Origin of the sequence: Nioella sp. (assembly GCF_964229645.1) — a bacterium.
Taxonomy (GTDB): Bacteria; Pseudomonadota; Alphaproteobacteria; order Rhodobacterales; family Rhodobacteraceae; genus Nioella.
Genome location: NZ_CAXREX010000024.1, coordinates 1 through 14,539, shown reverse-complemented (window position 1 = coordinate 14,539; position 14,539 = coordinate 1). Strand labels below are relative to the sequence as shown.

The 14,539-nt window shown below is 65.9% G+C and carries 9 protein-coding genes; 6 read left to right on the top strand and 3 right to left on the bottom strand.

Features of this window, described 5'->3' with window-relative positions:
• Together ACEQXV_RS01535 and ACEQXV_RS01530 are read left to right on the top strand one after the other, a co-directional pair.
• A partial coding sequence (locus tag ACEQXV_RS01535) for an autotransporter assembly complex family protein (RefSeq protein ID WP_370267560.1) occupies window positions 1–1,251 on the top strand: 1,251 nt, incomplete at its 5' end.
• Window positions 1,248–4,481, top strand: a complete 3,234-nt coding sequence (locus ACEQXV_RS01530; RefSeq protein WP_370267559.1) for a translocation/assembly module TamB domain-containing protein — start codon at window positions 1,248–1,250, stop codon at window positions 4,479–4,481. The genes ACEQXV_RS01535 and ACEQXV_RS01530, both read left to right, overlap by 4 nt.
• Here the strand turns inward: ACEQXV_RS01530 and ACEQXV_RS01525 are convergent.
• Window positions 4,478–5,458, bottom strand: a complete 981-nt coding sequence (locus tag ACEQXV_RS01525; protein ID WP_370254871.1) for a LysR family transcriptional regulator — start codon at window positions 5,456–5,458, stop codon at window positions 4,478–4,480. The two genes, ACEQXV_RS01530 and ACEQXV_RS01525, sit on opposite strands and share 4 nt — an antisense overlap.
• Window positions 5,459–5,546: 88 nt before the next feature.
• Here ACEQXV_RS01525 and ACEQXV_RS01520 point away from each other — a divergent pair, with 88 nt between their 5' ends.
• Window positions 5,547–7,058 carry a trimethylamine methyltransferase family protein gene (locus ACEQXV_RS01520; protein ID WP_370254870.1) on the top strand — a complete coding sequence of 504 codons (1,512 nt, stop codon included), beginning with the start codon at window positions 5,547–5,549 and terminating at the stop codon, window positions 7,056–7,058.
• Here ACEQXV_RS01520 and ACEQXV_RS01515 read toward each other — a convergent pair.
• Window positions 7,049–7,831, bottom strand: coding sequence for a hypothetical protein (locus tag ACEQXV_RS01515; protein WP_370254869.1), 783 nt, complete (start codon window positions 7,829–7,831; stop codon window positions 7,049–7,051). The two genes, ACEQXV_RS01520 and ACEQXV_RS01515, sit on opposite strands and share 10 nt — an antisense overlap.
• Before the next feature lie 14 nt (window positions 7,832–7,845).
• On the opposite strand from ACEQXV_RS01515, the gene ACEQXV_RS01510 reads away from it, so the two are divergent.
• Genes ACEQXV_RS01510 through ACEQXV_RS01500 form a run of 3 tightly spaced genes read left to right on the top strand, consistent with a single transcriptional unit; the run spans window position 7,846 to window position 13,950 of the window.
• A complete protein-coding gene (locus ACEQXV_RS01510) occupies window positions 7,846–10,227 on the top strand; it encodes an FAD-dependent oxidoreductase (protein WP_370267557.1) in 2,382 nt (793 codons plus the stop codon).
• Window positions 10,224–12,626 (top strand): FAD-dependent oxidoreductase, encoded by a 2,403-nt coding sequence (locus ACEQXV_RS01505; RefSeq protein WP_370267555.1) that lies wholly within the window; start codon window positions 10,224–10,226, stop codon window positions 12,624–12,626. Before ACEQXV_RS01510 ends, ACEQXV_RS01505 begins: the two co-directional genes overlap by 4 nt.
• A 13-nt stretch (window positions 12,627–12,639) precedes the next feature.
• On the top strand, window positions 12,640–13,950 hold the full coding sequence (locus tag ACEQXV_RS01500; protein WP_370267552.1) for an aspartate aminotransferase family protein: 1,311 nt from the start codon (window positions 12,640–12,642) through the stop codon (window positions 13,948–13,950).
• On the opposite strand, the gene ACEQXV_RS01495 is transcribed toward ACEQXV_RS01500, so the two are convergent.
• Window positions 13,934–14,539 (bottom strand): isocitrate/isopropylmalate family dehydrogenase (locus tag ACEQXV_RS01495; RefSeq protein ID WP_370267550.1); only part of this gene is annotated, 606 nt, incomplete at its 5' end. The genes ACEQXV_RS01500 and ACEQXV_RS01495 overlap by 17 nt on opposite strands.

The following is a 14,539-nucleotide window of genomic DNA, read 5'->3' as shown; positions in this document are numbered from 1 at the left end:
GCCCGTCATGGCGAGAGCGAGCTCGATGCCCAGATCATGCTCGACCCCGGTCCGGTTGCGCAGTTCGGCGAAGTCGTTCCCGAGGGCGCGGTGCACATGCTGCCCGAGCGGATCGCCCGCATCGCGGGATTGCCACGAGGGGAGAGATTTGACCCAGACACGCTCGACCGTGTGGCCGGGCGTTTGCGGGATAGCGGGGCCTTCGGTTCGGTCGGTCTCGTCGAAGGGCCCATTGGCCCGGACGGCACCCTCGATATCACGGCCGAACTGGTTGAAGCGCCCCTGAGGCGGCTTGGTTTCGGGGCAGAGCTGTCCTCAACGGAAGGGGTGATGGTCAGCGCCTACTGGCTGCACCGCAATCTCTTCGGCGGGGCCGAGCGACTGCGGTTCGACGCCGAGATCAGCGGGCTTGGTGGCGAAAACGGCGGGTTCGATGCCATGGCCTCGGCCCAGTTCGCCCGCCCGGCGACGCTGACCCCGGACACCACGCTGGAACTTGGGGCCACGCTGGAGCATCTCGACGAGTTCAGCTTCCAGACCGACAGTCTCGACCTCTCCGCCGGGCTGCGTCACCAGTTCAGTCCGCGCCTTGACGGGGCCATCGCGCTGGAGGTGTCGCGCATCGAGATCGAGGATGCCTTTTCCGAGCGCGGGATCACCATGCTGTCGCTTCCGACCGAGCTGACCTGGGACAATCGCGACAACGCTGCTGATGCGCGCGGGGGCCAATTCGTGACCGGCGCGCTGACCCCTTTCGGAATGAACGAGGGTGGGGGCGGCCTGCGCGCGACATTCGACACACGCGCCTATCTCGGCTTCGGTGAAACCCGGTCCACACGGCTGGCCCTGCGCCTTCAAGGTGGGACGGTCGAGGGAGGGGATATCGACGATCTGCCGCCCGACTGGCTGTTCTTTTCCGGCGGGGCGGGCACCGTGCGCGGGCAGGATTACCAGTCGCTTGGGGCGCTCCAGGGTGGCCTGGCCACCGGGGGACGCAGTTTCGTCGGCAGCTCGCTGGAGCTTCGGCAGGACATTGTCGGAAATTGGGGCGCGGTTCTGTTTGCCGATATTGGCTACGTGACGGCGGATGCGCTCTGGTCGGGCAGCAGCGATTGGCATGCGGGCGCCGGGATCGGGGTTCGCTACATGACCGGGATCGGTCCTGTCCGGGTTGACCTTGCCGCGCCTGTCGGGGGGGCGGCGTCGGTCAGTGACCTGTCGCTCTATATCGGGATCGGACAGGCATTTTGAAACGTTTCCTGATCTTCCTGATGGCGATCTGCCTTGCCAGCGCGGCCCCTGCCCAGACCGAGGCGGAGGCAGGCGATGATCGTTCGCGCCTGGTGCGGTTCATCGAGAACGCCCTCTCGGACGGGCCTGCCCGTGACGTGCGGATCGAGGGATTCCAGGGCGCGCTCAGCTCGACGGCAACGCTTGACCGCCTGACCATTGCCGATGCCGACGGGATCTGGCTGACCATCGAAGGGGCCGAGCTTTCCTGGACACGCTCGGCCCTGCTGCGCGGCGCGTTGGAGGTGGACCGGTTGAGCGCGGAACGTGTGGTTCTGGATCGCCTGCCGCAATCCGAAGCAGCGGCCTCGCCGGAGGCGACCCCGTTCAGCCTGCCAGAGCTTCCCGTGTCAATCAGCCTTTCCGAGCTTCGCATCGACCGGGTGGAACTGGGGGCAGAGCTTGTTGGCTTCCCGATATCGGCCTCGGCCAATGGGCGCGCGCATCTTGCTGACGGGCAGGGGGACATGCAGTTCGACCTTCGCCGGCTCGATGGCCCGCGCGGGCAGTTCTCTCTGTCTGCGGGCTATGACAATGCCACTGCCGAAATGGCCCTGTCACTGAGCCTCGAAGAAGAGGCCGGCGGGATCGCGGCAACGCTTCTGGGCCTGCCTGGGCTGCCCTCGGTTGATCTGTCCTTGCAAGGACAGGGGCCCGTCGATGACGTGACCATAACGGCGGCGCTTGCAACGGATGGAGTGGACCGCCTGACAGGCTCGATTGTCAGCGGGCGACTGGAAGATGGCACGCAGCGCCTGACGCTCGATCTTGGCGGTGATCTCGCGGCGCTCGTCCTGCCCGATTACCGGGATTTCTTCGGCTCGGAGGCGGGGCTGTCTGCCGTGGCACAGCGTTTCCCCAACGGGGCGATCACGCTGGACAGATTCGATCTGCATACCACTGCCCTGCGCCTTGGCGGCACCGTTCAGCTTGACGAGACGGGAGCGCCCCTGAGCATTCGGGTTGCGGGCGACATTCGCGACCCCTCCGGGGACAGGGTGCGCCTGCCCGTCGGGGCCGTTGTGGCGGACGTGATCGCGGCAGATCTTTTGGTGGGATACGATCGTGCCGACGGCGACAGTTGGGACGGCGCGTTCGTCATTGAGGGGCTGCATGTGGGTGACATCGAGGCTGAGACGGTTCGGCTTGGCATGGGGGGAACCATCATCGCCGGAGCAGATGATGCGGCGCTTGCCGTCACCGCGGCAGGCCTAGCGGAAGTGTCTGGCCTGTCTCATGCGGATGATGCGATACAGGCCGCCTTGGGCCAAAGTCTGCAACTGGGCTTTGACCTGTCCTGGCAGGACGGCGCACCGCTTGTTCTACGCGACATCGCCCTTGTGGCGCAGGGCACCCGCCTTGGTGGTTCGGCCACGATGGAGTTTGCGGGATCGGCGTTGCAGACCGATCTTACCTGGCGGGCCGAGGTGGCGGACCTGTCCCCTTTCTCCGGCCTGGCGGGGCAGTCGCTATCTGGTGCTGCCGTGATGCAGGTTGTCGGCGCGGCTGAGCTCCTGTCCGGCGCGTTCGACCTTTCGGTTTCCGGGACCGGCACGGATCTCGATTTCGGAGATGATCTTTCCGCGACCCTGCTGGCGGGTGAGACCGGGATCGCAGCGGTCCTGCGCCGCGATAGCGGGGGGCTGCACCTCGACCAGCTCGACATCGACGGGGCCGCACTGTCTGCGCAGGCGTCGGGTCGGCTGTCGTCCGGGGCGAGCAGCCTTCAGGCCAGCGCCCGACTGTCGAATGCCGCGCTTCTGACCTCTGCGCTGAGCGGACCGCTGGAGGCAGAGCTTTCGCTGGAACGCCCGGCGGCGCTGGCCCCCTGGACGCTCGACGCCACCGCAAGCGGGCAGGGTGGCCTGACCGCTGCCGTATCGGGCCAGGTGGGCCTGCCCGATGGCGCCGTGGATCTGACCGTTGCCGGGACTGCGCCCCTTGCGCTGGCTGATCCCTTCATCGCGCCCCGGTCGATCCGGGGCATGGCGGGCTTCGACCTTTCCCTGCGCGGGCAGCCGGGCCTGGCGGCGCTTTCGGGTTCTGCGACGGCGAGCGGTCTGCGCGTGGCCATGCCGACGCTCGGGCTGGTGCTGGAAGAAGCCGCCCTGACGGCAAGCCTTTCGGGCAGCCGTATCACGCTCTCGGGGGCCGGGGGCGTCGATGCGGGCGGGCGCTTTACGCTGGAGGGATCCGTCGATGTGGCGGCAGCGGGCCTCCCCGGACAGGTGGAACTCGGCCTGTCGGGCGTGGTGCTGCGCGAAGAGGACCTCTTTCAGACCGTGATCGAGACCGGAGGGATCCGCGTGGCTGGTGCCTTGGCCGCGGGGCCAACCGTCAGTGGCCAGGTCCTGCTTGGACAGACCGACATTCTGTTGGAAGAGCTGTCCTTCGGCTCGTCCGAGCCGATCCCCGACATTCGCCATGTGGGCGAAAGCGGCGGGCAATTCGCAACCAGGGACCGCGCTGGTCTGATCGGAGACGGCTCCAATGGCGGAACGCCCGTTGCACTTGATCTGACCGTGACGGCGCCTGCGCGTATCTTCCTGCGGGGGCGCGGGCTCGACGCCGAGCTTGGCGGGGAAATCCGCCTCGGTGGCACCAGTGCCAACGTGATCCCTTCGGGCCAGTTCCAGCTGATCCGCGGGCGGCTGTCGCTGCTTGGGCAGCGCTTCGACATGTCCGAGGCGACCGTGACCCTGCAAGGTAGCCTTGATCCCTACCTGCGGGTCGTGGCGATTACCCAGTCTGGCGACGTGACCGCGTCGATCATCCTCGAAGGTCCGGCCTCGGCCCCGGTTCTGTCGCTGACCTCTATGCCGGATCTGCCAGAGGATGAAATCCTCTCGCGGCTTCTCTTCGGGCGCAGTGCGACAAGCCTATCGGCGGTGCAGGCCATTCAGCTGGTCGATGCGGTGTCCGGCTTTGCCGGTGGATCGGGGCTGATCACGGGATTGCGGGAGTCGCTTGGTGTCGACGATTTCGACCTGACCACGGATGACGAAGGGGCTGCCCAGTTGCGGCTCGGGCGCTACATCTCCGAGAACCTCTATTCCGAGGTGGAAATCGGACAGGACGGAGATACGGAGGTGCTTCTCAACCTCGATCTCACCCCGAGCGTCACGGTGCGCGGCGGTGTGGCAAGCGATGGTGAAAGCAGCCTGGGCGTCTTCTTCGAACGCGACTACTAGGCGCCGGGGTAAACCAACGCCGCTTTCCCGACCTCGCCCATCTGGCGTCCGATCTGTTCCCTGAGGCTGTCGCGCGCCATGGCGGCAATCTCTGACGGCAGCGTGCCCAGTTCCCCCGCCCGGGCCAAGACCGTGATCGAGCGCGAAAAACCGGCCGCTGGCAAGGGCAACAGCGATAGGGGCATCTGCTCGACGAACCCGTCGATCAGCAGGCTTGGCGTCAGAATTGTGAAGCCCAGACCTTCAGCCACGCAGGCCGTGACCATGCTGGAGCGGTCCGCCTGGATCACGCGCGGCGCGGCCAGTTTCAGCCGCCTGAGATGCTGTTCCGTGCGACGCCCGACCGAGGTGGTAGCGGCGAACCGCACGAGAGGCAGATGGTCCAGCAATTCCGACAGCGTGCGACGGGGGCCTGCATAGGTGCGTGGCAGCACCAGCAGGAAGGATTCGGTCAGAACGTCATGCCGTTCCAGGCCGTCCATGTCGTAAAACGGGTTCGACGTAATGACGAGATCGGCTTGCTTGTTTCGCAAGAGCGCCTCGTGATCGCCGCTCTGCCCCGCATGCAGGGTCAGGTCTTCAACCCCGAACGCTTCTTTTGTCAGTCGCACCAGCGGTGGTGTCAGCGTGGTGGCGATCGACGCCAGCATGCCCACGCGCAGCACGCTGATCGGGCGCGGGCCTTCATGGCGCATCGAGGTCGCAAGGTCCTCGATGGAGTTCAGGATCCGTTGCGCATGGCGCAGGCACAGCTCGCCTGCCTGGGTCAGGCGCAAGGGGCGCACGGACCGGTCCACCAGCTGCGCGTCGCACGCCTCTTCAAGCGAGGCGAGCTGTTGCGAGGCCGCCGATTGCGTGATGCCAAGCAGACGTGCGGCCTTCGTCACCTGCCGCGTTTCGGCAATGGCTGCGAAGACCTCCAACGCGGTGACGAGGTTCTTGTCGGACAGTAGCCGGGCGGAGAGTTTTGTTTGCATCATTAGAATACCTAATAGAGCGCGGATTCGATTGCCTGGGCAAGCCCAGATCGTGCAGCCTTCTTTTCAAGCTAATAAGGGGTTTGGAATGGCGCGGCGCGGCAGAAGACGAGAGGCGGGCGATAGCCCTATTCGCGCGCCTTATATTGATCGCAAGATCGGCCCCCTGCCGGTGCTGTCGCAAGAGGGGCTGGAGCTGATCGAGGCCAATGCCGATCGGATCCTTTCCGAAACGGGTATGGAGTTTCACGACGACCCGGAAATTCTGGAAATTTTCGCCCGTGCGGGTTGCGACGTGGAGGGCACGCGGGTGCGGTTCACGCCGGGGTTTTGCCGCCGCACAATCACGGCAACGGCCCCGTCGACCTATATCCAGCAGGCCCGCAATCCTGAGAAGTCGGTGCAGGTCGGGGGCAGCAGCAGCGTGCTCTGCCCATCCTGGGGGCCGCCCTTCGTGCAGGACCTGGACCGGGGACGGCGCTACGCCGCCTACACGGATTTCGTCGATCTGGTGAAGCTGCACCACACCATTCCCTGGTTGCACCATTCCGGGGGCGTGGTCTGCGAACCGGTGGACCTGCCCGCCAACAAGCGCCATCTGGACATGCTTTATGCCCATATCCGCTGGTCCGACCGTCCTTTCATGGGGGCTTTCATCGGGGCAGAGCGCGCGGGACATGCCATCGACATGGCGCGCATACTGTTCGGTGCAGACTACGTTGCCGAAAACCCGGTTCTCTATTGCGTGTCGAATACGAATGCGCCGCTGGTTCTGGACGCCCACATGTCCGGGGCGCTCAAGACCTATGCCCGCGCGGGGCAGCCCGTGGCCTGCACGCCCTGGATGCTGACCGGGGCGATGAGCCCAACCACCGTCGCCGGAACGCTGGCGCAGGTCCTTGCCGAAGCGATAGCCTGCCTTGCGCTTGTTCAGCTTATCAACCCGGGCGCGCCCTGCCTGATGGGCTCCTTTGCCTCGACCATGTCCATGCAGACCGGGGCCCCAACCTTCGGCACGCCAGAGGCCGGGCAGATGGTTCTGGCAGCCGGTCAACTGGCGCGGCGCCTTGGGGTGCCCTTTCATACGGTCGGCACGCTCTCGGCCTCGAAGCTGCCCGATGGGCAGAGCCAGCAAGAGGGCACCTGGGGGCTGCTGATGTCGATGTTCGCAGGGGCAAACATGATCAACCACGCCACCGGCTGGCTGGAAGGCGGGCTGGTCACGGGCTTTGAAAAGACGATGATGGACGCCGATTTGTGCGGCAAGGTTGCGCGGTTCTTCGACGGGATCGACCTGTCGGAAAACGCTCAGGCCTTGGAGGCCATCGCGCAAACCGGGCCGGGCAAGCACTTCCTTGGATCCGAGCACACGCAGGCGAATTTCCTTGGCGCGCTCTTTCGGCCCGACCTGCCTGACAACAATGCCTACGAACATTGGTCCGCTGCCGGGGCGCAGGACATGGCGCAGCGGGCCAATGCCCTGTGGAAGCAGCGGCTGGCCGAATACGAAGACCCCGGGCTTGACCCGGTGATCGACGAGGAACTTAAGGACTATATCGCGCGCCGAAAGGCCGAGACCGAAGACAGGAACTATTTCTGATGCGCGTCGTTGTCCGCTGCCTTGCACAGCAGGTCGTAGAAGGGCCGGTGATGGGCGTCGTATTCGGTGAAAGGTGCGCCGAGCGCGGCCAGCTCGGCCCGATAATCCCGGTCCTCCGCCGGCTTGATCCCCGAGGACGACAGAACTTCGGAATGCCAGGCTTCGACCGACTTCCAGCCTTCGGGCACCTCGTTGTCCCAGGACAGCGCTTCGGGGCGGTCTTCCAACCCCACGGCCTGCCAATAGCGCGCCATCTGCCCGGCAGGGTCGGTGCGCAGCGCGGCCGAACGGATCACAACCGGGGTGGAGCCCGCCGCGCGAAGGGCTTCGTAAAGCCGCCACAGGGCCTCGTGCCCCACTTCCTCGCAGGTGAAGCCGGGGTCCTTGCGCTGATAGGACAGGATGCTTTCGGCCGGGTCACGGATCAGGATCGCGTGGCTCATAGCGGCCATGAACCCGGGATCATCTGGCAGCGCATGCTGCACGTAATAGGCCATGTCCTTGAAGAATACCGGGCGCTTGCGCGACTGATCGAGGATCATGTCACGAATGCCCGCGTAGTCGGTCGGGTGGCCCGGTTCGGGTTCGAAATGCTCGAATGTCCGGTTCCCCGGGCGCAGGTAGTAGTCATACATGAAGGGCTCATGCAGAACGGTCAGATCGCCGCGTTCACGCATGATGCGTTCGAAGGCGGTCGAGACGGAGCGGGGGTGGCACCAGAGCGCGTGGAGTGTCATGCGCGCGAGGCTGTCGCGGCGGCCGGGAACTGTCAACGGGGGACCTGCGCATGAGCCGGACGATCATCATCGGGGGCGGGGCGATCGGTCTCTCTCTGGCCTACCACCTCGCCCGGCGCGGGGCGCGGGACGTTCTGCTTTTGGAGCGCAACCAGCTGACCTCGGGCACCAGCTGGCACGCCGCGGGGATCGTCGGCCCGCTGCGCGCCACGCCCAACATGACCCGGCTTGCGATGTATGCAGGCGAGCTTTTCCCGAGGCTGGAGGCGGAAACGGGCCTGTCCACAGGCTTTCGCCGCACCGGAGGATACTGGCTGGCGCGCGCGCCCGAGCGGATGGATGAACTGCACCGGATCGCCGCGCTAGGCCGGCATTTCGGGCTATCGCCCAGGATGGTGTCGGGGGCCGATCTTGCCCGGGCCGTGCCATCAGTCGACCCTGCCGGGCTCGTGGGTGTCATGGAGGTTGCCGAAGATGCCAGCGTGAACCCGGTTGACCTGTGCATGGCCTATGCCCGCGCGGCAAAATCTGCCGGGGTCGAGATCCGCGAAGGGGCCGGGGTCGAGCGTCTGTTGAGCGATGGCGCGCGCATCACCGGTGTCCGCCTGTCGGACGGGACCGAGATCGGGGCCGACAGCGTAGCACTTTGCGCAGGGGCCTGGTCCAAGCGCCTTGCTGCCACGGCGGGGCTGGCGCTTCCCTTGCAGGCGGTCGAGCACATGTATGTCGTCACGGAGCCGCACACGGCATTCGCAGGCTTTCCCGTGCTGCGCGATCTTGATCGGGGGATCTACATCAAGGGTGATACGGGTAAGCTCGTCATCGGCGGGTTCGAACCCGATGCCAAGTGCTGGGACCCGCATGGCCCCGAAGGAAACCGCCCCTTCCTCGAAATGGCCGAAGACTGGGACCAGTTCACGCCCTTCATGGAAGCTGCGCTTAACCTTGTTCCCACGCTGGAAGCCGTGGGCATTCAGCATTTCATGAACGGTCCGGAAAGCTTCACGGCTGATACCAAGCCCCTGGTGGGGCAAGCGCCCGGAATGGATGGCCTGTTCGTCGCCGCGGGGATGAATTCCGTTGGGGTCATGTCCTCGGCAGGCGTGGGCCGGGTGCTGGCCGACTGGATCGTGGAGGGCACGCCCCCCATGGACCTGTGGGAAGTCGATATTGCCCGCTGTGATCCGCGTGCGGCGGGGGAGGCGCATATGGCCGAACGCATGCGCGAAGCGGTGTCCGACCAGTTTGCCCTGCACTGGCCCTTCAAGCAGCCTAAAGCCGGGCGCGGCCTGCGCATGTCCGCGCTTCATGACAGGTGGGCAGCGCGGGGCGCTGTCTTCGGTCAGACAGCAGGATGGGAGCGCGGTCTTTGGTATGCGGAACAGGACGCGGAGCAAAGGCTTCCCTATTCCATCGGCGCACAGCCTTGGGAGCGCATCGTCTGGCGCGAGGCTGCGCGGATGGAAACAGGCACCGTTTTGCTCGATCTGTCGCCCTTCTCCAAGTTTCATGTCCACGGGGCTGACGCTCTTGCATTCCTCGACAGGATCGCGTGTTCAAGGATGGACGTGGCAGAAGGCCGTGTCGTTTATACCCAGCTGTTGAACGACCGGGGCGGGATCGAAGCGGATGTGACCGTCACCCGCCTGTCGGCAGACCGCTTCCGCCTCGTGTCCGGGGCCGCAACGCGCTGGCGCGACGGCGCCTTGCTGCGCCGGGCTGCAGCAGGGTTTGACGTGACCGTGACCGATGTGACCGAGGAAAGCTGTGTCATCGGCGTGATGGGCGGGGGGGCGCGGGATCTGCTGACAGCGGCCCTTGGCGATCATTGGCAGGACTTCCCGTTCGCGACGGCCCGCACCATTCCCATCGCCCGCAAGGACCTGCGCGCTACGCGGATCAGCTTCGTCGGGGACCTGGGGTGGGAACTGACTGCCACGCCCGATGTGGCGGGGCCGCTCTTCGACCTGCTCATCGCCGCCGGGGCGCGCCCGATGGGGCATTATGCGGTCGATGCCTGCCGCCTTGAGAAAGGATTCGTCCATTGGGGGCATGACGTGGGGCCGGACATCACGCCGCTGGAGGCGGGGCTCGGCTTCTGCATCGACTGGAGCAAGGACTTCGTGGGCAAGGCCGCGCTTGAGGCGCAGCGCGGCAGGCTTGCCCGCAAGCTGACCTTGCTGGAGGTCGAAGGCGCCCCCCTGGTGCTGCATGACGAACCCGTGTGGGAGAACGGCCAAGTGGTCGGGCTGACCACCTCGGGCGGGCGCGGGGCGCGCACGGGCCTTACACTGGCCTTCGCGCTGCTGGACCTCGCCGAGACGCCCCTGGCCGAGAGGCGCTTTGACATCGAAATCGCGGGGACGCGCCATCCGGCGAAGGCGCTGGCCAGGCCCCCCTACGACCCGAAGGGCGAAAGGATGCGCGCATGACCAAGGCGCAGGTTCTGATCATCGGCGGCGGGGCCATGGGCGTCTCGCTGGCCTATCATCTGGGAAAGGCGGGCTGGTCGGACGTTGTGCTGACCGAAAAGAACGACCTCACCCACGGGTCGACCTGGCATGCGGCGGGGCTTTGCACCCATTTTGCCCACAGTGCGACGATCCAGGCGCTGCGCGCGCATTCGGTAAGGCTCTACCGGGACGTGTTGCCGGAAGAGACCGGGCAAAGCTGCGGCTTCCACCGGTCTGGGGCGATGCGGGTGACGAAGAACCCTGACAGGATGGACGAGTTTCGGCACGTTGCGGGCCTGTCGGCCTTCACGGGCTATCCGTTGGAGGTTCTGACGCCAGGGCGGATCGCTGAACTCCACCCACTGGCCCGGCTCGACGGCCTGATCGGAGGGATCTACGAGCCCGATGACGGCCACGTGGATCCGTCGCTGGCCACCAACGCGATGGCGCAGGTCGCGCAACGGCACGGAGTGACGATCCTGCGCCAGAACCCGGTTCTTTCGATCCGGCGCGAAGGGGATGGTTGGATCGTCGAAACCCCCAAGGCCACGATCCGCGCCCTCCAGGTCGTGAACGCAGCTGGCACATGGGGCTTCGAAGTTGGGCGGATGATGGGTGTGAACGTGCCCTCCGTTCCCGTGCTGCACCAATACCTGGTAACCGACACCGTGCCCGAGGTGGCCGCGCGCATTGCGGCGGGCCTGCCGGAACTGCCCATGATCCGGGATCCGGAGGAAAGCTGGTATCTGCGTCAGGAACGCGACGGGCTGATCCTCGGGCCATACGAGAAGGAAGCGCAGGTCTGGTCCGTCGACGGGGTGCCGCCCGAATTCGGGGCGGAGCTTATGCCGCCCGATCTTGATCGCGTGGAGCATATCATCGAGGCCGCGATGGCCCGTGTGCCCGCCGTGGGCAATGGCGGGGTCAAGACGGTCGTGAACGGCCCCATCACTTTCACCCCCGATGCCAACCCGCTCATCGGTCCGGCCCATGGGGTGCCGGGAGCGTGGCTGCTGACCGGATCGTCGATGGGGGTGATGGAAGGCGGCGGCGCGGGCTGGTTCCTCGCCCATTGGATGACCCAAGGCGCGCCGCCGATGGATGCGCTGGCGGTGGACAGCCGCCGCTTCGGGCCCTGGGCGGATCGCGATTTCCGCGTGGCCAAGGCGGTGGAATGCTTCGGGCTGCAATTCGGCGTGCACTACCCCTACGAGGAACGCCCCGCCGGACGCGGTTTGCGGCTCTCGCCGCTGCATGACCGGATGGTGACCCGCGGCGCGGTCATGGGGGCAGCGCATGGATGGGAGCGGCCCAACTGGTTCTCGGATAAGCCGGGCGACCGGGCGCAGGAAAGCTTCAATCGCAGCAACTGGTTCGCGGTCGTGTCGCGCGAGGTGGCTCGCGTCACGTCGGGCGTGGCGATGGCTGACCTGTCCGTCTTCTCGAAATTCGAGATCATCGGGCCCGGCACGGCGGAATTCCTGAACACCCTCGGCGCGAATACCGCGCCGAGGGTGGGGCGCGTGGGCCTGATCCATGCGCTGACCCCGGCAGGCGGCGTTCTGTCGGAATTCACCGTAGCGCGACTTGCCGAGGATCAGGCCTACCTGACCAGCGCGGCAGCGGCAGAGGAAATTGACCTCGACCTGCTAAATGCCCATGCGGCGGATCACGATGTGACGGTAGCCAACGTGACCGAGCGGCTTGGTGTCATCGGCCTGATGGGGCCGACATCACGCGCTGTCCTTGCGACCCTGACCGATGCCGATCTGGACGCAGGCTTCCCCTGGCTTAGCGTGCGGCAAATCAGCGTGGCGGGCGTGGACGTTCGCGCGTTGCGCGTTTCCTACCTTGGAGAGCTGGGATGGGAACTGCATGCAGATGCAACCGATCTCGGCACGCTTTTCGATGCGCTGGAGACAGCGGGCACCCCACACGGCCTGGGCTTTTACGGGGCCTATGCTGCCAATTCCATGCGGTTGGAAAAGGGCTACCGTGGGTGGGGGGCGGACCTGACAACCGAACGTTCGCCGCTGGAAAGTGGACTTGGCGCCTTCACCAAGACCGAAGGCCGGGCTTTTCCAGGTCGAGAGGCCCTGCTGACCCGGTCGAATGATTGGCACTCGGCGCTGTTGCAGGTCGAGGAGGGTCCGACTGACCCGTTCTACGCCCATCCCGTGTGGCAGGGCGGCCGTATCATCGGCATCGTTACGTCTGGCGGGTTTGGCCATAGGGTCGGTCACGCTCTGGCCCTTGCGCTGCTGCGCGAGCCGCTGTCGGGTGAACCTCTCAGTATCGAGATCCTTGGCCAGCGCCACGCCGCCACCGTCCTGGCGCGCCCACCTTTCGACCCAGACAATGCCCGCCTGCGAGGCTGAACAGGAGCCCATGATGACCGACCTTCCCATCGACTGGACGACCGAAGGCACCGCTCGCCGCCGCGACACTTACTACGCCGCGACGCAGACCAAGTTCGTGCCCTTCAAGGACCCGATCGTCTTTCGCAAGGGCCAGATGCAGTATCTGTGGGATGCCGAGGGCAACAGGTACACCGACCTTCTGGGGATGAATGTCTGCATCTCGGTTGGCCATTCCCACCCCAAGGTGGTGGCCGCCGCACAGGCGCAGGCAGCTGACCTGACCCATTGCACGACGATGTTCTATCACCCGGTCCCCGCGCATCTGGCCGAGGAACTGGCCGCGACGTTGCCCAAAGGCCCCGACTGGGTGGTGCATTTCACCAATTCAGGGGCAGAGGCCATCGATCTGGCCATGACCATCGCGCGGACCTACACGGGCAATCTGGACCTTCTGGCGCTGCGCACCGCCTATCATGGGCCGACCGCCGCCGCGCAATCCGTCACCGGCATTTCTACCTGGCGCCACCCCGGCATGCCCGGCAACGTCGCTTTCGTAACCGACCCAAACCAGTATCGCGGTATCTTTGGCGAGAATGCGGGGGCTGCGCCGTATCTGGATGAAATCGAGCGCACCATTGCCACCGCGACCTCTGGCAAGATCGCCGGGATGCTGGTTGAAAGCGTGCAGGGATATGGCGGCATCATCGAGATGCCCAAGGGCTACATGTCGGGTGCGGCGGAGCGGGTGCGCGCGGCGGGCGGGCTTTATATCGCGGACGAGGTGCAGTCGGGCTTCGGGCGTACCGGTGATAACATGTGGGGGTTCGAGGCCGATGGCGTCGTCCCCGACATCATCGTCATGGCCAAGGGGATCGGCAACGGCTTCCCGCTTGGTGCGGTGGTGACGCGGAAAGAGATCGCCGTCCCGATGGCGGAAAAGTTCATGTTCCACACCTATGGTGCGAACCCCACGAGCTGCGCGGCGGGTCGTGCGGTGTTGCAGGTGATCCGAGAGGACAGGGTGCAGGAGAATGCCAAGACGGTTGGCGCTGCGCTCCTCAAGCGCTTGCACGAGTTGAAGGACAAGCACGAGGCCATCGGCGACGTGCGGGGGCGGGGGCTGATGCTGGCCATCGAGATGGTGAAGGACCGCCGCAGCAAGGAGCCAGACCGCGAGGTCACCGCAGCGGTCTTCGAGAACTGCCGCGCGTCGCGCCTGATCCTGTCCAAGTCGGGGCCCACGCAGTCTGTCCTGCGCATGGTGCCGCCGATGTGCCTGACGCTGGAGGATGTGGAGGTCGTGGCCGAAGGGCTCGACCGGGCCTTCACGTCCCTAGGCTGATCGCCACGGCACGAGCCATGCCTGCGGTGCTTGCCCCACCGCCCAGGTCGGGGGTGCGTGTTTCGGGTTTCGCCAGTGCCGCTTCCAGCCCCGAGGCAATCGCGCCCGCCGCCTCCGCGTAGCGGCCCCTCGCACCACGGGAGGCCAGCCAGTCTAGCAGCATGGCAACGGATCCGATCAATCCTGTCGGGTTGGCGAGGCCTTGCCCGGCGATATCGGGGGCCGAGCCATGTTGGGCTTGCGCCATGGCATGTTCCGCCCCGGCATTGAGCGATGCGGCCAGGCCCAGGCTGCCTGACAATTCGCCCGCGAGGTCAGACAGGATGTCCCCATACATGTTGGTGGTGACGATCACGTCATAGCGTTCAGGCGCGCGCACCAGATGCGCGGCCATGGCGTCGACCAGAACCTCGTCATAGGTGATCTCCGGGAACTCTGCCGCAACCCTGCGGCATTCCTCCAGGAACAACCCGTCCGAGACTCGCAGAACATTGCCCTTGTGCACCGCAGTCACATGTCGGGCGGGGCGGGTTGCGGCGAGGGCGAAGGCAGCTTCGGCAATGCGGGCCGAGGCGCGGCGCGTGACTTT